This is a genomic window from Enterococcus sp. DIV0167 (assembly GCF_050541555.1).
In the GTDB taxonomy this organism is placed as follows: Bacteria; Bacillota; Bacilli; order Lactobacillales; family Enterococcaceae; genus Enterococcus; species Enterococcus faecalis.
The window spans coordinates 1,928,734-1,949,455 of sequence record NZ_CP172933.1; the positions used below are offsets into that span (position 1 = coordinate 1,928,734).

20 protein-coding genes are annotated in these 20,722 nt (G+C 37.6%); 2 read left to right on the forward strand and 18 right to left on the reverse strand.

The window, feature by feature from the left end; genetic code table 11:
• Window positions 1–3 precede the first annotated feature (3 nt).
• From IGM09_RS09210 to IGM09_RS09220, 3 genes are read right to left on the reverse strand one after another with little or no spacing between them, the layout of a single operon-like run.
• Window positions 4–789, reverse strand: coding sequence for a ChbG/HpnK family deacetylase (locus IGM09_RS09210; protein WP_010713209.1), 786 nt, complete (start codon window positions 787–789; stop codon window positions 4–6).
• An 18-nt stretch (window positions 790–807) separates the two neighbouring features.
• Window positions 808–1,431 carry a DUF47 domain-containing protein gene (locus IGM09_RS09215; RefSeq protein WP_002400859.1) on the reverse strand — a complete coding sequence of 208 codons (624 nt, stop codon included), beginning with the start codon at window positions 1,429–1,431 and terminating at the stop codon, window positions 808–810.
• Between the two features lie 12 nt (window positions 1,432–1,443).
• Window positions 1,444–2,478, reverse strand: a complete 1,035-nt coding sequence (locus IGM09_RS09220; RefSeq protein WP_002356704.1) for an inorganic phosphate transporter — start codon at window positions 2,476–2,478, stop codon at window positions 1,444–1,446.
• A gap of 210 nt (window positions 2,479–2,688) precedes the next feature.
• Here IGM09_RS09220 and rpsT point away from each other — a divergent pair, with 210 nt between their 5' ends.
• Complete coding sequence (rpsT, locus tag IGM09_RS09225; protein ID WP_002356703.1) at window positions 2,689–2,940, forward strand: 30S ribosomal protein S20; 252 nt, start codon at window positions 2,689–2,691, stop codon at window positions 2,938–2,940.
• An 86-nt stretch (window positions 2,941–3,026) separates the two neighbouring features.
• On the opposite strand, the gene IGM09_RS09230 is transcribed toward rpsT, so the two are convergent.
• Window positions 3,027–3,584: an acyl-CoA thioesterase gene (locus tag IGM09_RS09230; protein WP_002382741.1), complete on the reverse strand. Its 558-nt coding sequence runs from the start codon at window positions 3,582–3,584 to the stop codon at window positions 3,027–3,029.
• A gap of 168 nt (window positions 3,585–3,752) precedes the next feature.
• Here IGM09_RS09230 and IGM09_RS09235 point away from each other — a divergent pair, with 168 nt between their 5' ends.
• Entirely contained in the window at window positions 3,753–4,694 is a 942-nt protein-coding gene (locus IGM09_RS09235) for a 2-dehydropantoate 2-reductase (protein WP_002382740.1), read from the forward strand.
• A 51-nt stretch (window positions 4,695–4,745) separates the two neighbouring features.
• On the opposite strand, the gene holA is transcribed toward IGM09_RS09235, so the two are convergent.
• From holA to recQ, 14 genes are all read right to left on the reverse strand, one after another.
• Window positions 4,746–5,774 (reverse strand): DNA polymerase III subunit delta, encoded by a 1,029-nt coding sequence (gene holA / locus IGM09_RS09240; protein WP_002362655.1) that lies wholly within the window; start codon window positions 5,772–5,774, stop codon window positions 4,746–4,748.
• Between the two features lie 57 nt (window positions 5,775–5,831).
• Entirely contained in the window at window positions 5,832–8,096 is a 2,265-nt protein-coding gene (locus IGM09_RS09245) for a DNA internalization-related competence protein ComEC/Rec2 (protein WP_162782969.1), read from the reverse strand.
• 34 nt (window positions 8,097–8,130) lie between these two features.
• On the reverse strand, window positions 8,131–8,634 hold the full coding sequence (locus IGM09_RS09250) for a ComE operon protein 2 (protein WP_010823854.1): 504 nt from the start codon (window positions 8,632–8,634) through the stop codon (window positions 8,131–8,133).
• 122 nt (window positions 8,635–8,756) lie between these two features.
• Window positions 8,757–9,434 carry a helix-hairpin-helix domain-containing protein gene (locus tag IGM09_RS09255; RefSeq protein WP_025190568.1) on the reverse strand — a complete coding sequence of 226 codons (678 nt, stop codon included), beginning with the start codon at window positions 9,432–9,434 and terminating at the stop codon, window positions 8,757–8,759.
• A gap of 63 nt (window positions 9,435–9,497) precedes the next feature.
• Window positions 9,498–10,568: a SepM family pheromone-processing serine protease gene (locus IGM09_RS09260; protein ID WP_002399203.1), complete on the reverse strand. Its 1,071-nt coding sequence runs from the start codon at window positions 10,566–10,568 to the stop codon at window positions 9,498–9,500.
• Window positions 10,555–11,046 (reverse strand): pantetheine-phosphate adenylyltransferase, encoded by a 492-nt coding sequence (coaD, locus tag IGM09_RS09265; protein WP_002356693.1) that lies wholly within the window; start codon window positions 11,044–11,046, stop codon window positions 10,555–10,557. The genes IGM09_RS09260 and coaD overlap by 14 nt, the downstream gene beginning before the upstream one ends.
• A 1-nt stretch (window position 11,047) precedes the next feature.
• Complete coding sequence (gene rsmD, locus IGM09_RS09270; RefSeq protein WP_002414371.1) at window positions 11,048–11,641, reverse strand: 16S rRNA (guanine(966)-N(2))-methyltransferase RsmD; 594 nt, start codon at window positions 11,639–11,641, stop codon at window positions 11,048–11,050.
• 59 nt (window positions 11,642–11,700) lie between these two features.
• Window positions 11,701–12,051, reverse strand: coding sequence for a YlbG family protein (locus tag IGM09_RS09275; RefSeq protein WP_002359714.1), 351 nt, complete (start codon window positions 12,049–12,051; stop codon window positions 11,701–11,703).
• Window positions 12,041–12,475 carry a YlbF family regulator gene (locus IGM09_RS09280; RefSeq protein ID WP_033625088.1) on the reverse strand — a complete coding sequence of 145 codons (435 nt, stop codon included), beginning with the start codon at window positions 12,473–12,475 and terminating at the stop codon, window positions 12,041–12,043. Before IGM09_RS09280 ends, IGM09_RS09275 begins: the two co-directional genes overlap by 11 nt.
• Window positions 12,472–13,596 (reverse strand): CAP-associated domain-containing protein, encoded by a 1,125-nt coding sequence (locus IGM09_RS09285; RefSeq protein WP_002364455.1) that lies wholly within the window; start codon window positions 13,594–13,596, stop codon window positions 12,472–12,474. Before IGM09_RS09285 ends, IGM09_RS09280 begins: the two co-directional genes overlap by 4 nt.
• 16 nt (window positions 13,597–13,612) lie before the next feature.
• Window positions 13,613–17,041 carry a pyruvate carboxylase gene (locus IGM09_RS09290; RefSeq protein WP_113826065.1) on the reverse strand — a complete coding sequence of 1,143 codons (3,429 nt, stop codon included), beginning with the start codon at window positions 17,039–17,041 and terminating at the stop codon, window positions 13,613–13,615.
• Window positions 17,042–17,073: 32 nt separating this feature from the next.
• Window positions 17,074–18,282: an FtsW/RodA/SpoVE family cell cycle protein gene (locus IGM09_RS09295; RefSeq protein WP_010715381.1), complete on the reverse strand. Its 1,209-nt coding sequence runs from the start codon at window positions 18,280–18,282 to the stop codon at window positions 17,074–17,076.
• 3 nt (window positions 18,283–18,285) lie between these two features.
• Window positions 18,286–18,591 carry a YlaN family protein gene (locus tag IGM09_RS09300; protein ID WP_002356684.1) on the reverse strand — a complete coding sequence of 102 codons (306 nt, stop codon included), beginning with the start codon at window positions 18,589–18,591 and terminating at the stop codon, window positions 18,286–18,288.
• Between the two features lie 226 nt (window positions 18,592–18,817).
• The gene (recQ, locus tag IGM09_RS09305) at window positions 18,818–20,587 is read right to left on the reverse strand and encodes a DNA helicase RecQ (protein WP_033625090.1); all 1,770 of its coding nucleotides are present in this window, start codon (window positions 20,585–20,587) and stop codon (window positions 18,818–18,820) included.
• Window positions 20,588–20,722 lie beyond the last annotated feature (135 nt).

Genomic DNA, 20,722 nt, shown 5'->3' on the forward strand with positions numbered 1-20,722 from the left:
GTTTTATTTTTTTAAATCGCCAAACGTTATTCGCTCAATCCCCTGTTCTTCAAACCACTGACGAACACAAGGATCACAAATCGTTGCTAATTCTTTACAGCGTAAAGTGGTATAAGAAGAATTGTCTAACACAAATTGATCCAAATACCCAACATCAAAATGCATCTCAGCAATTGCCGATTCCGGCATCCGTAATAAACCAAAGTCATCTTTTAAAAAATTCTCCACTGATACGCCTTCGTGAATATAAGATAACGCCCCAGACTCTAACAAATGTGTCACCTGGAAATAACCTTGTTGCGGTGGATATTCTTTTTCCCCACTATATTTCAGGGTTGTATGAAGTCCGTACTCTTCTGCTAATTCTAAAAATACTTGATCAACCACTTCATCCCCAATCGAGTGGCAATCAAAATGTTCAGGATAATGTCCAGTTAGTTCCTTAAAGCGCGTCAATTGCGCAATCGTTTCAAGTCGTACTTCTTCATATACGAAGGTTACTTGCTTTTGTTGACGATAATAAGAAGAGCGATGAAAATTGCCTTGTTCATCTACCAGTGAAGGAATCATACATGGGTCTGCACAAGGTTTCCCTAATAAAAAATTCGTATGCTGACCTACAAATAAGCCTGGATAATTTTTTGCTAACGCAACGGCGTGTTCTGCTGTTGGTAAATTGGGCATCAAAAGTGTCGACGTCGTTAAACCATCGACATAACTTTTGATAATGCCATGATTAATCGCTTCTGACATCCCAAAATCATCAGCATCAATAATTACTTTAACCAACAGCTCCCCCTCTTTTCTTTACGTATTTTTGATGACAATTCCGACAATAATATTAACAGCTGATTCACAATCATTAATCGTGCGCTCAAGCTGATCATAAACATCTTTCCACTTGATAACTTTTAATAAATCTTTTTCGTTAGTCATCAAATCTTTCATGGCGCTACTGTATAATTTATCGCCTTGAGATTCAATCGTATTCACTTCATCAATCAATGAAACTAACGTTTTGGAATTCTTAAATTTTGCAAATTCCTTCGTTGCTGATTTAACGCCTTCTGTCGCTTTAACAATATAAGCAGTTAATTCTAGCGCGGGCGCAATCATTTCTTCGACAACTAAATGATCAAGTAAATAAGACAAACTATTAATGCTATCGATAATGTTATCTAAGTGATCCGTAATATCGACAATATCTTCTCGATCAATCGGCGTAATAAAGGAAATATAGAGTTCATTTAAAATTTTGCGAACAATTTCATCATTCTCTTTTTCCAATTGATGAATCACTTCTGATTTTTTTACTAAGTTTTCTAATGAATAATTGTCTACAATTTCTTGCAAAACCTTTGCCGCTTCATAAGCATTTGTTGCTAACTGGTTTAATTCTCCAAAATAATCAAATTGTTTTTTACGTGCCATGTTTTTCTCTCCTTAAAAAATTGCAATAAATAATTTTGACATCACATAAGCGATCAGCCCACATCCTGGGAAAGTTAAAATCCATGCTATCAGCATTTCTTTCACGATACGCCAGTCAACACTTGAGATTCGCTTAGAAGCACCTACTCCCATAATCGCTGTTGTTTTTGTATGAGTAGTTGAAACTGGAATCCCAAAAGCCGATGCTAAAAATAAACAAATAGCCGTGCTTAAATCTGCAGTGAAGCCTTGATAGCGTTCAAGTTTTACCATATCCATCCCGACTGATTTAATGATTCTCATGCCGCCCACAGAAGTTCCAATGCCCATTGTAATGGAACACAGAACCATAACCCATAACGGAATCACAAAACCGCCACCTGTTTTTTCGACTAAATTATTATAAAAAAGCACTAACATGAACACGCCCATAAATTTTTGCCCATCTTGCGCACCATGTAAAAAAGCATTAGCTCCTGCACCAAAGGCTTGTCCAACTGTAAAAAATTTGTTGGCTTTTCTTCTAGGCACAGCCGAGAAAGCTTTCACAACAAGTTTGGCAATCAAATAACCGCCGCCAAAGCCCATAACGGTAGAAACAACTAGACCAACAAGCACTTTGATCCATTCCGAGCCATTGACTGCACCCAAACCACCTAATGCCATTGCCGAACCAGTCAAGCCGGCAATTAACGCATGGCTTTCACTTGTGGGAATACCAAAATACCACGCAGCAACTGCCCAAACCACAATTGAAAAAAGCGAAGCAGCCAAAGCCACCTGTGAAGCGTTTCCATTTGCGTCAAAACTAACAATGTTGCTAATCGTTTCAGCTACTTGGGCATTAAAAAAGGTCATGACTAATGCACCTAAAAAGTTCATCACAACAGCCATCCAAATTGCGACATTCGGTTTTAACACCCGAGTCGAGACAGCGGTTGCAATTGCGTTCGGCGCATCCGTCCAACCGTTAACAAAAATTACACCCATTACCAAAGTAATCGTTACCAATAATGCAATACTCACAAAGACACCACCATTTTTCATTTATCTATTTTATCATAGCATGTTTTAAAAAAAATGTATGCTTTTTTCTTAAGGCTCTGGCAAATTTTCTTATTTTTTTCTTGAAATTGTCTGTTAAGGAAAAAAACTTGTCGTCTTTTATTGCAATGGAACAATGGATTAGGTATAATGATTACTGTTGAATTACATTGGCTGACCAGTGTAAAACCTAAATCATCGGAGGTGAAACAAATGCCAAATATCGAATCTGCAATCAAACGCGTACGTACAAGTGCTAATGCGAATGCGAAAAATTCATCTCAAACAAACGCAATGCGTACAGCAATCAAGAAATTTGAAGAAGCTGTAGCTGCTGGAGCTGATAACGTCGATGCTTTATACAACGAAGCTGTTAAAGCTGTTGATATGGCTGCAACTAAAGGTTTAATCCATAAAAACAAAGCTAACCGCGATAAAATTCGTTTAAGCAAATTAGCTAAATAATGTGAGATAGAAGTTAGCATTCATGTTAGCTTCTTTTTTCATCAAAAAATGTCCAAGTCTGTTTTCACAAAGACTCGGACATTTTTTTATAAAGGTGAATCAATCCACGGTAAATCTGTTGTGAGATGTTGACTAAATAATTTAGTCTCTTCTCGCAAAGCTAAACGTTGTTGTCTTCTCGTTTCATAATTGGAACAAATCAACTTTTCTTCTGCAGTTTCTGGGACGACTGCCGCTAATTGGAAGTCACTTTCGGGATTCATATGAGACGGAATGGCTACAAAAGTTGTAAAACAAGTCGCCGCTAAATAACGCTCTCCAGTTGTTAAATCTTCTCCTACAACTTTAACAAATACTTCCATCGATTTATGATGCACACCAGAAACAAACGTTTCAACACACACTGAGTGATTTTCTTTTAAAGGTTTTAAAAAATTCAAGTTATCTAAAGATGCTGTAACTGCCCCTCTCCGACAATGTCGTGAAACGGAAATGGATGCGGCGTCATCAATTAAAGACATTAATTTCCCACCAAATAGTGCACCAAAGGGATTTAAATCAAAGGGAAATACACGATGTGTTTGAATCACTCGTGATTCTCGACAAAATTTTTCTTTCGTCATTAACGATTCCTCTACTTTCATTTATAAACTTTTCCACGCTTTACTTTAGCTTACTTTACCATTTGATGCAATCCTTACTTTTTAGGAAACATTTAAAAAATAACAAATTTGCAAGTCCCATTTATTCATTTTTAGGAAAGTTGCTGTATAATAATAACGGTTAAAGAACTTTTAAGGAGATGGATACACATGAAAATTGCAATTGCTGGTGCCGGCGCTATGGGCAGCCGTTTAGGAATTATGTTGCATCAAGGCGGAAATGATGTAACTTTAATCGATCAATGGCCCGCGCACATTGAAGCCATTCGTGAACATGGTTTAATCGCTGATTTTAATGGAGAAGAAGTTGTCGCAAAACTACCAATCTTCTCACCAGAAGAAATTGACCATCAAAATGAACAAGTAGATTTAATTATTGCTTTAACCAAAGCACAACAATTAGATGCAATGTTTAAAGCGATTCAACCAATGATTACTGAAAAAACGTATGTACTATGTTTATTAAATGGCTTAGGTCATGAAGATGTACTAGAAAAATATGTACCAAAAGAAAACATCTTGGTTGGCATTACCATGTGGACAGCTGGTTTAGAAGGACCGGGACGTGTTAAACTTTTAGGTGATGGCGAAATTGAATTAGAAAATATTGATCCTTCTGGTAAAGAATTTGCTTTAGAAGTCGTTGATGTCTTCCAACAAGCTGGTTTAAATCCAAGCTATAGTAGCAATGTTCGCTACTCTATTTGGCGGAAAGCCTGTGTCAATGGCACGCTAAATGGTTTGTGTACAATCCTTGATTGTAATATTGCCGAATTTGGTGCATTACCTGTTAGTGAATCCCTTGTTAAAACATTAATCAGTGAATTTGCAGCAGTCGCAGAAAAAGAAGCCATTCATTTAGATCAAGCAGAAGTCTATACACATATTGCTCAAACTTATGATCCAAACGGTATTGGCTTGCACTATCCGTCTATGTATCAAGATTTAATTAAAAATCATCGTCTCACAGAAATTGATTACATTAATGGTGCCGTTTGGCGCAAAGGACAAAAATACAACGTAGCAACACCTTTCTGTGCCATGTTGACACAGCTTGTTCACGGAAAAGAAGAACTATTAGGAGCTAAATAATAAGAAAGTGCCAGAGACAATCGTTGTATGACGATTGCCTCTGGCATTTTCTTATTTTGCTTGTGCAGTCAATTTTAAAATAAATAATTGGAATAGTAATTCTTTATCCATTTGTCCTGTTTTCATGCGGTAATCATTTTCAACTAATTCATCATAAAGTCTTTCTAATCGAGACAATTCAAATCGTCGGACTTGTTGTAACGCTAACTTGACTCGATAAGGATGAACCTTTAATGTATCAGCGATATTCGCTTGTTGATAGCCCATCTTAGCCAAAATTTTTGTTTGCAGAAAAAGGCGAATCTGATTCAATAAGATTGCATTTAACTTAATGGTTTCTTCTCCTTGTAAAAGTAAATCTTCATACAATTGAACAGCTTTTTCACTGTTTCCAGAAAGTACTTCGTTGGTTAAGTCAAAAACATTATGTTCCAAAGACTTAGGGACTAATTCTTGAACCGCACCTCGTGTAATTGTCTTCGTCTCAAGGGCATATAAATACAGCTTCTGTAATTCTCCCATAATTTTTGATAAGTTCAAGTCTGTCAATTGAAGTAATAAATCAAAAGCATCGGAGCGAATAGTGTACCCTTCGCTCTCAATCGTTTGAGAAATGTACTGACGAATAGCCTTTTCATCCATTGGATTGACATCAACTACTGTGGCATTTTTTTTCAATGCTTTGGTAATTTTTTTTCGTTCATCTAATTTTTCATAAGAGGCCATAAAAACAAGAACAGTTGTTGGTGATGGACTTTCCAAATAATTCAATAAAAGATTGACATCATGTTCCACACCGTTTGTTTTTCTTTCGGCAGTTAAAAAGTAAGGATTTTCCACAAAGACAAGGCGATAATCACCAAAAAACGGAATTGTTTCCGCTTCAGCAATCGCTGCACTTAAAGGTGTTTCCTCCATATCAAATGAGAAAAAGTTAAATTGATCATCCTCTTCCGTCAACAATTCTTTCATCAATGTTGTTTTAAATAATTCAGTTAAATAAAGTTCTGTTCCTATTAATAAATACACTGGAGCGATTTTTTGCTCTCGCACTTCTTTCAAAGCTTTTTGTAACTCCATTGGCTCGCTCCTTTTCTCGTTTCTCTTGTTTATCCTATCATGTTACTTCTGGAAATACTAGTCTTGTTCTTTAACAAATTTGGCTTTAGAAAGCCCTTGCCAAGGTAACCATTGATAATAAATCATTCCTTGAAGATCGGTCCGATAATAATTTATTTTTTGCTCCTCCAGCGTCGCTAATGTCTCCTGATGAGGATGTTTAAAACGATTATTCAGTCCAGCTGAAATCAATGCTTCTCGCGGATTAAGCTGTTTGATAAATCTTTTAGTAGACGACGTTTTACTACCATGATGACCGACTTTCAAGATGTCGATTTTCAACTGGGGATAGCGAGCCAACACTTGTTCTTCTCCTTCGGCTTCCAAGTCACCAGTAAATAAAAAATGCCGTCCGCCTAATTGTGTGGAAAACACTATCGAGTCATTATTGCCCCCAATACTGCTCTTATTGGGCGATAAAATTTGAAGAGAAATGGGCCCATTAATTCGCTTGGGCGCTAAAATTGGCCGACAGTCTGTTCCGCTTTTTTGGAGTTGTTTCAAGACTTGGCGAAACGAAAAATTGGCTTCAGCTGCTCCTTTAGGGAAATAAAGAACAGAAATTGGAACCTTCTGCGCAATGGCTAATAAATCGCCAAAATGGTCTTCATGTGCGTGTGTGATGATCACTTCATCTAAACGTTTGACTCCTTGACTTTTGAGAAAAGGAATCACTGAATATTCCGCTCCTGATCGACTATTTTTCCGTTGCCGCCAAGCTTCTTTGTCAAAAGACAACCGACCACCTGTATCGATCAGTGTATTTTTTCTGTGAAAAGGCGCTTGGATAAACAAACTATCCCCTTGGCCTACATCGATCATTGCAACAATGCCAATTGGCGAAAGGTATTTACTATTTATCAAAACAATTAGTAGTCCGATTGAGAAAAAAATTTTTTTAGACTTGTCTGCTAAATAAATCATTGAAAGTCCGATTAGTAATAACAAACTAATTTGTATCCAAGAATTTAAATAGCCGATGGTCAGCTTCGGATTTAAGTGAACTAGCACCCACTCAAATAAGCCATTCATTGTTAAAAATAGTGGTTCGAGCAAGGCTGCTAAATAACGTGCTGGCATAATAATCACTAGAAAAAAGCTCAACGTCAAAAGCGGTAACAAGAACCGTTCAAAAATTGGTAACAAGAGAAATGTTAAGAAACTTCCTAACAAGGGCCATTCATAAAATGATTGGACTAAAATAGGTAAGGAAGCCACAGCCAATAGGAAAGAGCCTAAACAATTTTTAATGAAAGGCGAAGAATAACCAACCAATGTTTGCTCTAAAAACAGCAGAACAAAGGAAAGTAAATAACTAAATTGACCGCCGACTGAAAAAAAGAGGGTTGGCTGAACAATCAAGTGCACTAAGAGAGTTAAACTCCAACAATCGAGGGCCGGAACCTGCCAATTAAACCGTCGATTGAACGTATTGAGGTTTGTTTGTAAAAGCGCCCGCATGACACTGACTGAGAATCCTGTTAAACCAGCATATATCAGTGAAAAAGCGCATTGCCACAAAAAATAACTTTCTTGCGTTCGGCGAGCAATTCTTAGCATTAGCAAGCGAAATAAACGAAGGAAAAAAGAAACATGCATCCCTGACAAACTAAAAAGATGCAAAATGCCTAATGCTGAAAATTTATCGCTTATTTCAGCAAATTCTTCATTACGAAAACCTAAGAGCAACGCATTCATATACATTGCACTAGTCTCAGCAAAATTTTTCTGAATATGTACCATCGCCCACTTCCGCCAGCCGCTAATGATTTCTTTAAACCGCCAAGAAAAAAAGGAACGCTGTTGTCCTATCTCCTCAATGAATAAAATAGCTTCGATTCCTTGATTCTTTAAAAATAGTTGATAATTGAAGCCATTTTTGTTGGTTTGACCTTGGGGCGAGTCTAAAATACCTACAGCGGTTGCCTGAATGGTTGTGGTTAGTTGTTGCCATTGCTGTTTTTCTTTCACACTTTTTAATTGATAAAATACCATCACTTTCTGCCTTTTGCCTTTTACGATCCAATTGGCAGGAAATTTTACTTGATCACCATCGACTTGTATTTCATCTGGCAATATCGTTAGCTGTCCTGACAAGCGGACTTCTTTAGGCAACAAAGAGACTGGCTTTAACCACTGGAAAATCAATATGCCCCCTACTATTAAAAAACTGCACAAAAAACCTCCCAATATAACAGGAAAACTTTTTGTACAGACAATACGGATAACAGTGATAGAAAGAAGAAGAGCTCCTAATAGACTAGGTGCGAAAAAACACCACAGCCCACAACTAGTCAGCAGAGCTATGAAGAACCAATTATTCCTCAGCTGAGGAAGGATTGTCCTCAAGTGTGGCAAATTCTTCTCCCCATTGTAATTCGGCAAAATATTTTGGTACTAAAGTCACTTTTTCAACCGTGGCGCCTACTTGTTCAATTAAATTTAGGGCATACTTATCATTACGGTAATCCTTTAAATAATAAATCTTTTTAATCCCTGCTTGTAAAATCATCTTTGTACATTGCAGGCAAGGGAAATGTGTCACATAAATTTCTGCCCCTTCTGTAGGGACGCCAAACTTCGCACATTGTAAAATTGCATTCATTTCTGCGTGGATTGTTCGAACGCAATGATTATCAACAACATAGCATCCTTCATCAATACAATGCGTTCCGCCACTGACTGAACCATTATAACCTCCTGCAATAATTCGTTTGTCGCGAACAATGGTTGCTCCGACAGTTAACCGTGTGCAAGTACTTCTTAATGATAATAAGACGCTTTGTCCCATAAAATATTGGTCCCATGGAATTCGTTCCATAATAAACCTCCTTTATTTTTAATGACTCCTGTGTTCGATTTGCCAAATCATTTAATCTTATTACAAATAGTATGTTATCCGCATCCCATAGTCAAGAATTCTCAGGAATTTTCTGTTAAAAGTTAGCCAGTCACTGTCAACATGTCTTTTAAACGTTCTACTGTTTTCTCTCCAATACCGGGAACATTTTTCAGTTCCTCGACGGTTTTAAACGGTCCTTGTTCGTCACGAAAACGAATAATCTCTTGTGCTTTTTTCGCACCGATTCCTGAAATCGTTTGTAGCTCTGCTTCTGTTGCCGTATTAAGGTTGATCTTTTCCTCCTGATTTTGCTGAGCAGATGCTGATTCCTGCAGCGTTTCTAATGACTGTGCCACTGGTTCTCCTTTTTTGGGCACGTAAATAATCATTTGATCTTTTACTTTTTGAGCGTAATTGACCTGGGCAGTATCAGCTTCCTCGCTCACGCCTCCAGCTAAAGCTAAAGCATCCCAAATCCGCTGCTGATTTTTTAGTTGGTAGATTCCTGGTACTTTCACTGCGCCTTTAATATCAACATAGATCATTGTTTCTGCCCTTTCTTTTGTGGCATCTGTGGTGGCCTCTGCCGTAGTGGTCAGACTTGTCTCCTCCCACATTGTGGTGTCTACTCGTGGCTCCTTATTAACCATCAAATAAATGCCCACTAATAGAGTTATCAAAATAACTATAGACGCGCCACTACCTAGCAATAGCCACTTTTTGGGTAACTGTTTCAACCAATCCATCGTTTGTCCTCCCTTCAAAATATAATTACGCATTTTTTAACAAAAAAAATGCGCCTGGACCAAAAATCACTAGTAATTTTTGGTCCAGGCGTACTTTTATTTTAATTTCTCTAGATAGTTCAAGGCATCTTGAACCGTTTTTACTGGGACAATTTTCATTTTTGTCCCAATTTTTTTCGCAGCTTCTTGTGCTTCTTGATAATTCGATTTGATTTTTGGCTCAACTTTTTTCATTTCTGAAGTTATTTCATCATCGGGTGCAAAGAAAATTTCTGCGCCGTTCTCACTGGCAGTTACAACTTTTTTGTCAATGCCTCCGATTCTACCAACGATTCCTTGACTGTTCATCGTACCTGTTCCAGCAATTTCATGACCTTTACGTAAATCTTTATGACTTAATTGTTCATAGGTCTGCAAAGTAAACATTAAACCAGCCGATGGCCCACCAATATCACCCGCTTCAATAGATACTGGGATAGAAGAATCAATTTCTGTATGATCGGTCAAACCAATACCAATCCCCGCTTTTTTATCTGTTGGCAATTCAATTAATTTGCCAGTCGCTTCTTTTGCTTTGCCATCTTGAGTAAATTGAACAGTGACTTTTTGATTCACTTTTTGTGCTTTAATGTAGTTCATTAATTCTTCACTGCTTTTAAAAGATTTGCCATCCACGCCTGTCACGGTATCGCCAACTTCAATTTTTCCTTTAAAACTTGAGTTGTCTTCCATCGCTAACACATAGACGCCTTTAAATTTCATCTCATATGGAACCTTCGCTAATTTTAAGGCTTGCTCAATTGCGGCGTTTTTTGAGGAATCCATATAGTATTGTTGAATTCGATTATATTCGCTATTACTACTATCTCCCATTAATTCTTTTTTAGACATAACTTCTTGAAAATCCGAAAAGTTTGCTTTTATGGCAGAAAAAATAGTGGCCGAACGAATGCCCACCGTTGTTAAATAAAAAGCACCAGACTGCGTATCTTTTTTCCCATCAACAGTTACAAACTCTTTTAAATTTTCTGTCGTTCCTGGTCCTTCAATATAATAAGGAATTGGGACGATAAACAAACCAATTAGCAGCAATGCCAATACCATTGGAATGAGTGATTTAAACGAAAATTTTTCTGTTTTTTTATTCATTATTTTAGCTCCAGTCATTCTTCTTTTGTTTTAACGCATGATAAATATTGGGAGGAAGATAGTCAGACACATCGCCTCCAAAACGTAAAACTTCTTTTAGTAAACTGGAGCTTACATGTGCATATGGTTCTTCTGCTAATAGAAAAACCGTTTCAATTTCTGGCGCCAGATGTTGATTCATTTTAGCAATGTCTTTCTCGTACTCGTAGTCTTTGACGTTTCTAATGCCACGAATCAAAAAATTAGCCCCTAATGATTTTGCACTTTCCACAGTTAACTGGGTTTCTTGCATAATAACACGCACATTTGGCATTTCTTTAGTTGCTTCTTCAATTAAATATTTTTTCTCTTCTGGCGTAAATAATGTTTGCTTACTTGTATTTATAAAAACGCCAATGATGACTTCGTCAAATAACTTCGCACTGCGTTCAATCAAATTTAAATGACCATTTGTCATCGGATCAAAACTTCCGGGAAATAGAGCAATTTTACGCATCTTACGCCTCCTGACGATAAATCGTTACTTGAGTGATTCCGTAAACGGTTTCTCTTGTTTTTTCTAGTGTACCAATCGTTTCCGGTAATTTGACAGTTTTATCTGTTTCACAAACGATAACGGCTTCGTTTGTTAATAACTGCCGTTCTAACATCTTTTCTAATTGTGAAACAATTTCTTGTTTGGCATAGGGCGGATCCAATAAGACCAAATCAAACTGTAGCTTCTCTTCATAAAACTGTTCTAAGGCACGATTAGCATCCATTTTTCTAACTTCAAATTTTTCTGGTTCTTTTGTAATCGCAATATTTTCTTTAATTACTTTTAGTGCAGCAAAATTCTTTTCAATACAAATACTTTTGTCCATTCCACGAGAAACGGCTTCAATCGCTAACCCGCCACTTCCTGAATATAAATCCAGCGCCATTCCACCGTCGAAATATGGACCAATCATATTAAAAATAGATTCTTTTACTTTATCTGTTGTGGGCCTAGTATTGTCGCCATCTAACGCTTTCAAGCGTCGTCCACCATATTCTCCAGAAATAACACGCATTGTTTCGACTCCTTTATCAATCATTCTTTTATAATTCATTATAACAAAAAGAGTGAAAAATGTTTGAAATTTCTCATAACATTTCTCACTCTTTTACATCAGACATTCTCTGCTAAGCGAATCTCTGTAGATAATTCCTCTACTACATAGCCATCGTCTTCTTGTTCTTGATAAGCCGCTTTGGTACCAATTTTTTCAGCAAAATTCATTTCGACATCTGGTCGATACGATTTATCGACACTACGAACAAAATGTAACTGATTAATTTTTTCCATGTTACTTTCAATATTTTCTTCATTCATGTAAATCACCACATATTTCATTTTTCGTGAAACATAGTGAATCAGTCCATATCGGCGTAACTGTTTTAACGGTTTTAATGTGTATACCCAAACAATTAGGCAACGACGCTCTTGAAGCGTAAATTCTTTTTCTTCTTTAGCTTGCATGGCAGCTTCCTCCACAACCTGAATGTTTCTTTCCTCGTTCAAAGAAAGGATTTCCAGCATCTACTTTAATATCTTCAGAAATTAGTTGCGCAATCTTTAAACCAATTGTATCTAGCAACGTTTGAACGTTTGTCTCAGCAAAACGATAATTTGCAACGATTTCATTTAAATCAAGCGCCCGCTTCGCTTTACGTAGGGCTCGTTGTTTCTCCCGAAAATCGGGTGCATGAATTCCATAAGCTTCTACTCGTTCAAAAGCTGACTTAGCTTCTAAAAATGCTTTTTGTAACTGAGCAACTTCCCTTGAAGCATACATGGCTTTTTTTGTTTCTTTATAGTTTTGAACAGCATCACTTTCTAAAAGTGCTGAAATTAAGCATTCTGTTTGATCTTCAATTGCAAATAAATGTTCTGTTACAATCATAACTTTTCACTACTCTCCGTGATTTGCCTATTTTCTGGTCGTTTCTCTAATAAGACTAACACACCTTCATTGGAAAAGGCAACGCCCAATTCTGTCGTTTCTGACTCAGCAAAATAGCTATCATATTGCGGGTCCGAAAACCATGACAAAATAGTAAAGGTACTATCATAAACAGGTTCTTGGAAAATACCTGCTGGTTCTCTCAACGAAAGTTTGCTCGTTTTAACTAATAAAGAAAATTCGTCCTTAGTCAAATGAAAGGGATGAATGGCTGTATGTTCCTCTCTCGTTTGTAACAATTCTGCTTGTCGATTTGCCGACAAAATTGTTGATGTATGGTTAGCCAGCGTTTGATACAATGTTTGGGCATCTTTTTGACTTTGTGTGGAAACTGAAAAAGCAGCTTGATTTTCTTGCTGTTTAACCAGATTCATGACATAAATCGCTTGGTTACTTTGAACAGGATCGAAGGTCATTGACTGCGTTATATCAACTGGCAAAGGAGAACCTTCATTTAATTGATACGGCATTTCCGTGAGCAACGTTTCTTTATTGACATAATTAACTGCCATTAAACCGCCCGTCCGCTGATTAAAAAATAACACCGCAAAACTGCCATTATCAAAAGCAACCAGTGGTCGATAGTTCATATCTTCTTCCATCAGCTCGACATCGTAAGCTTCATGATGAAAATTAAATGCAAAATTCGAATAAATCGTCATTAAATCAGACAAGTCAGCAAGCTTCATATCTATTTTAAACGGTTCTATCATTTTGTCATTGTTAAAGGCCTTAATTGCGATGACTTTATTTTCTCGAACGTTGACTTCTAAGTAATCATTCATCGTCAAACCGAACGTCCATAATTCATACGTACGACCTGTTTTAATTTTTTCTTTAGGATTGCCAAACTGGCGGATAAAGGTTTCCACATCTTTCCCTATGTATGCTGCGTAGCCAGAAGCTGGCAATTCTTCATGAGGAACAGCGGTGTGAGCGCTGGATAAGCGCCCACTTTGAGCTGTTTCGGTTGGTTTTTCAGCAGGGAAAAAAACTGGCTCTAAATATCCGATGAGTAGAACTGTTAAAAAAACAGCAGTAAAGGCCCAAAATCGCTTCATTTTTTCCCCTCTCATCTTATTTTTCTTTCACTTCTAATAACAAATCACCTGAGCTGATTGCTTCGCCTTCTTCAACATAAATGTGATCTACCGTGCCCGCAAAACGTGCTTCGATAGTCGTTTCCATTTTCATGGCTTCTGTAATCAGCAACGGCTGACCTTTTTCTACTTTATCGCCACGTTTGACCAATACTTGTAGAACAGAACCAGACATCGTTGCGCCGATTTGTTCTTTATTAGTTGGTTCCGCCTTTTGTTTTACTTGAACAGCAGACTTAATGGAGGCATCTTTAACTAAAACCTCACGACGTTGCCCATTCAAATTGAAGAACAAGACACGGTTTCCGTCAATATCAGGTTCGCCAATTTCATCTAAACGAATAATTAACGTTTTTCCTCGTTCAATTTGAACTTCCAATGTCTCTCCTTGACGAATACCATTAAAGAATGTTGGCGTATCTAATAAGGTTATATCTCCAAAGGTTTCGTATTTTTGACGATACTCTAAAAATACTTGTGGATACATTAAATAACTTAAAACTTCTTCCAATTTAGGTTGATACCCAATTTTTTCGGCTAATTCTTCTTGTACTTTTGCAAAATCAACAGGTGCTGCTAAGTCACCTGGCCGCTCTGTGAAGGCTGGTCGACCTTTTAGAATAATTCGTTGGAGCTCTTTCGGGAACCCACCAACTGGTTGACCTAAATCACCTTGGAAAAAAGTCACAACGGATTCAGGAAAACTTAGTTCTTCGCCACGCGCATAAACATCTTGTTCTGTCAGATGATTTTGAACCATGAAGAGTGCCATGTCTCCCACGACTTTTGAAGATGGTGTCACTTTTACAATATCACCAAACATCAAATTCACTGTGTGATACATTTTTTTGATTTCATCCCAACGGTGCCCTAAGCCTACCGCTTTTGCTTGCTGCTGCAGATTAGAGTATTGACCACCAGGCATTTCATGCATATAGACTTCTGTTTGCGGGGCATTTAACCCATTTTCAAATGGTTGATAATACATGCGCACATCTTCCCAATAATGATTGATTTTCTGTGCATTATCAATGTTAATAGTTGGCGTCCGTTCACCATTGACTAAAGCATAATATAGACTGTTCATACTTGGCTGGCTAGTTGCGCCACTCATCGCACTCATTGCGACGTCAACAATATCAACGCCTGCTTTAGTGGCTGCTGAATAAGTGATGATCCCATTGCCACTAGTATCGTGGGTATGGAGATGGATTGGTAAATCCGTGGCTGCCTTTAATTCACTAATTAAACGATAAGCAGCTTGTGGTTTCAATAAGCCAGCCATATCTTTAATCGCAATGATTTGTGCACCTAAATTTTCCAATTCTTTAGCCATATCAAGGTAATATTGAACATTATATTTTGCTCGGGCTGGATCATTGATGTCCCCAGTATAACAAATTGCTGCTTCCGCAATTTTTCCGGTATCCCGAACGACTTGAATACTTTTTTCCATTTGAGGAATCCAGTTTAAGCTATCAAAAATTCGGAAAACATCGACTCCTTGGCGAGCGGATTCTTTAATAAATTCTTCAATAACATTATCAGGATAATTTTGATAGCCTACCGCATTAGATCCTCTGAACAGCATTTGTAAAAGTGTGTTTGGCATCAACTGACGAATTTTTCTTAAACGTTGCCATGGGTCTTCGGTTAAGAAGCGATAGGCAACATCGAACGTAGCGCCACCCCACATTTCACTAGAAAACAGCTCAGGCAGGGCTGCATCAGTTAGACCAGCAATTGCTTTAAAATCTTGTGTTCTCACACGAGTAGCTAATAAACTTTGGTGCGCATCACGGAACGTGGTATCTGTCATTAACACACTTTCTTGATTCTTAACCCAATCGATGACGGCGGTTGCTCCTTGAGCGTCTAGAATATTTTTAGCTGTGATCACTTTTTCTGGAACTTCAACATCTGTCGGCACGCGCGGAGCTTCAAAATATTTTTTCTCCGTTCGTTCAATGCCAGGGAACCCATTGACCGTTACTTCTCCAATGTATTTCATCGTTTTATTGCCACGATCGCGCATACGAGGAAATTCAAATAATTCAGGTGTATTATCAATAAAGGTTGTTTTGGCTTCCCCAGATTGAAACGCTGGATAGCTCACAACATTTTGTAAAAACGGAATATTTGTTTTCACGCCACGAATCCGAAATTCTTTTAAGCAGCGTTGCATTTTACTGATTGCCTGTTCAAAAGAGAAACCATGCGTACAGACTTTAACCAATAAAGAATCAAAGTAAGGCGTCACAGCGTAGCCAGAATAAGCATTCCCTACATCTAAACGCACACCAAACCCACCTGGTGAACGATACGTATCAATTTTCCCTGTATCTGGCATAAACTGGTTCAGGGGATCTTCAGTCGTAATCCGACATTGAATAGCCGCGCCTTTTAATGTCAATTCGTTTTGTTTTGGCAAATGCATATCTTTATGCAAATCAAGCCCTTGCGCAATTTGTAATTGAGAGATCACAATATCAATATCTGTAATCATTTCTGTGATAGTATGTTCTACCTGAACACGCGGATTCACTTCAATAAAATAAAACTGATCCCCTTCTACTAAAAACTCAACCGTTCCCGCATTCACGTAGCCGACATGCGCCATTAACTGCACAGCAGCCGAACAAATGGCTGCTCGTTGTTCTTCATTCATTGATACACACGGTGCGACTTCTACCACTTTTTGGTGGCGCCGTTGAACGGAACAATCACGTTCAAATAAATGCAAGACATTCCCATGATGATCGCCTAAAATTTGTACTTCGATATGTTTAGGATTAGAAATATACTTTTCAACATAAACCTCGTCAGAACCAAAGGCTGCTTTCGCTTCACTTTTTGCTCTTTCGTAACCTTCTCGTGCTTCCTTGGCATCGTGGGCAACCCGCATCCCGCGACCGCCGCCACCTAAAGCAGCTTTAATCATGATAGGAAAGCCATGCGTTTCACCAAAGGCTACGACCTCTTCCACCGTTGCTACTGGCCCATCTGAGCCTGGAATCGAAGCAATCCCCGCAGCTACAGCTGCTTCTTTCGCTTTAATTTTATCGCCAAAAATATCTAAATGGTGTGTTTTAGGTCCAACAAAAATGATTTCTTCTTCTTCACAACGTTCGGCGAAGTGCAAGTTCTCAGATAAAAAGCCATAACCAGGATGAATGGCATCTGCTCCCGATTTTTTGGCAATTTGGATAATATTTTCAATGTCTAAATAGGCTTCAATTGGTTTTTTCCCTTTACCAACTAAATACGCTTCATCTGCTTTGAAACGATGAACAGAATACTCATCTTCTGCAGCATAAATCGCTACTGTACGGATATCTAATTCTGTACAAGCTCTAAAAATTCGAATCGCAATTTCGCCACGATTGGCAACTAATACCTTTTTCATAACGTCACTCCTACCATCAATTTCCTTCAAATTTATCGGTTCTGTTCTAAAGATAAATAGTACTCATTTTCTAATTTCTGACGTGTTTCATCTGCACTGATATTCAGGACAAAGGCCACAGCAATCGAAATAATCAGCAAACTATTCCCACCTTGACTCAAGAACGGGAAAGTAATTCCTGTTAATGGAATAATCCCAGTAATCCCACCAACATTAATAAAGACTTGAATTAATAACATTGTACCAATTCCAATACACATTAGTGAATTAAAAGGTTTCTTCGAGCGTACACCAACTAAAATAATTCGCGCAATCATAAACATCAACAATCCTAAAATCGCTAGACCGCCGATAATGCCTAACTCTTCTAAAGTAATCGCAAAGATAAAGTCCGTATGTGCTTCTGGTAAAAAGCCTTTTTTCTGAACACTATTCCCTAGACCTTTGCCAAACCAGCCGCCATTACTGATTGCATAATAAGAATTAGCTAACTGATGGCCTAAGTTCCGTTCATCTAAAAATGGATTTTTAAAAACAGCAAAACGATTATAAATATATTGGTAACGCGCTGGGAAAATTTTTCCTTTAGACATAATTAATAACTGAATAGCCGTGATACTACCTAAAATGCCCAAGCCACCGACCAAGTAGGTATACATATAATTAATCCCACTTGCTAAAACCATCACGATGGTAATTAATGTTAGAATGGCCGCATTCCCGAAGTCAGGCTGGATTGCAACTAGAGCAATTAATACAAAAACGAGCATCAACGGGCGCCCGGCAGCTTGTTTAAATTGATCCATGCCTCCATTAATTGTCTTTTGTCGCCGTGCTAAAATATAAGACAGATACCAGACAACCATAATTTTTAAATACTCAGCTGGTTGCATCGAAAATCCACCAATCTCAATCCAACCACGTGCGCCATTAATTTCTTTCCCGATACCAGGAATCCGAACGGCTAAAACCATAACCGTAATTACTGCAATGGCAAACATGATAAAACTTCGATTCTGGAAAACGGATGTTTTCATCTTATAAATAAAAAACATTGCAACTAACCCTACTACCCAAAAGGCAACCTGGTTAATAACGAATGACGTAGGTGAAAAACCTTTCATTACTTGTAATGCGGATGTGGAACTATATACCATAATCAATCCCACGATACTTAAAATTAAATATGGAATAAAAATACTATAGTCTAGCAAATGCCGTTTCTTTACTTTGTTTGGCAAAGCTTAACCCTCCTTGCCAATCTCGTTTTTTTCTTGTGTTTCTTCATAAACATCTGTATATAATTGATTCAATTCGCGTTCTAAATCACTTAGTAAGCGATGTCCTTCATCATTAGTTAAAATCCCCAAACGGGTCGCATAGGTCACTTGTCTTGAAAAACCATACATTTGTGTATCCACCACTTCTTCAAATGCTTTACATTGAGAAATGCACAAACTGTTTTTTTGATTACGAATAAGCATTTTAATGCGTTCTGCATCGTCTTCTAATAATTGAATGGCAAATTTCTTTGAAATTCCTTCGTCCATTTGTACAGAACCTCCCTATCTTAATTAAATAATTATAACATAATTCTCAGTTAGATACATGATGATTTCAGAAAATTTCCTTTAAGAAATTTTCTAAAACCAAGCGATATATTAAGTAAGAAATCTCTTTATATAACAAGCTTATTTTATCAATACAACAACAAATACATTAAAAGAATTTTTTCTTATTTTCTGCTTTTAATTTTAAATAAAATAACAAACTATATCATTTTTCCGTCTCTTGATATTCTTTAATTACTTCTAAAAAGGCGGTGCCATATTTATCTAATTTATTTTGGCCGACCCCTTTTATTTGCAATAATTGAATCGTTGTTTGCGGTAATTTTTCACACATTTCTTTAAGTGTACTATCGGAAAAGACTACATATGGCGGCACGCCTGCCTCTTGAGCCATGTCCATACGTAATTCGCGTAATCGTTCAAACAAGGCATCATCCACTGCTACTTTTCGAACTTTTTGGTCTTCTTTTCGGAAGACTTTCCGTTCCCCTAAAAGCACCTGAACACCTTCTGTCGAGACTGATAACAACGGAAATTGCCCATCAGAAGGAATTAAATAACGTTCTGCTGTCAAATAATCAATCAGCTGTGTGACTTCTTTTTGCGTGCGACCTTTCATTAGTCCGTATGTTGGCAAACGATCAAAATGCCATTGATCAATTTTTTGATCTTTTGAGCCAGTCAAGACTTTACCAACTAAGCCCTTACCGAAACGTTCTCCCATACGTTTTACACAAGACAAGACTTTTTGGGCATCGACCGTAATATCGACTAATTCTCGATTATCCAGACAATTCGAGCAGCGACCGCAGTCCGTCCCTTCTTCACCAAAATAGCGTAAAATATATTTTTGTAAACACATTTGTGCATTCGCATATTGTGACATTTCCCGTAATTTCAAGTACTCTTTCTGCTTATAATCAATGGTCATTTCAGATTGTTCAATAAAGTATTGTTGAATTTGCAAGTCTTGTGGAGCAAACATTAACACAGCATCACTAGGCAGACCGTCACGACCAGCTCGGCCGGCTTCTTGATAATAAGATTCAATATTCCCTGGTACTTGTGCGTGAATGACAAAACGAACATTACTCTTATTAATCCCCATACCAAAGGCATTTGTTGCTACCATCACTTGCACTTGATCATACAAGAATGCTTCTTGATTTTCACTACGTAACTGTTCACTCATGCCCCCATGATACATCCCAGCCGCAATTTTTTTATTCTCTAATAAATGATAAATTCGTTCAACTTCCTTCCGCGTGCTTGCATAAATAATACCTGATTGCCCAGTATTCATCTTTAAATATTCCAAAAGAAAAACGTCTCTGTTTTGATCTTTCACGACTTGAAAAGATAGATTTTCTCGAGCGAATCCTGTTTTGATTTCATTTTCTGATGGAATTCTTAATTGCTTGACAATATCCTCCGCTACTTGTGGCGTTGCTGTAGCTGTTAGTGCAATCACGGTTGGTTGTTGTTGAAATTGATCGATAATCTCTGCTAAACGCAAATAGCTTGGACGAAAATCATGCCCCCATTGTGAAATACAGTGTGCCTCATCTACTGCCAATAAATCAATCGGTACATGTGTCAGCATCTGTTGAAAATCATAAGATTCTAATCGCTCTGGCGCAACATACAATAGCTTGACTTCTTTGTTAACTGCTAATTGAATACGATGATTCATTTCTTGATAGGAAATGGTACTATTGATATATGTAGCTGGAATCCCCATTAAATTCAGGGCATCTACTTGATCTTTCATTAAAGAAATTAATGGTGAAATCACCAATGTTAAATTATCCAGAAGTAAGGCTGGCAACTGATAACAAATCGATTTGCCTCCACCTGTTGGCATAATGCCTAAGACATTTTCTTGTCGCAATACATGACGAATAATCGTTTCTTGTCCTGGCCGAAAATCATCATAGCCAAATGTATCTTTTAATAATTCTTGTAATGCACTCATTTATTGCGCTCCAATCTTTGTTCTACAAGTCATTTTAACACGCTAATCTAACAGGAACAAGGTGTGTTAAACCAAGACACAATCGTGAAACACCAGTTAACGTGAAACATCAAAAAGAATGAAAAATTGTGAAAG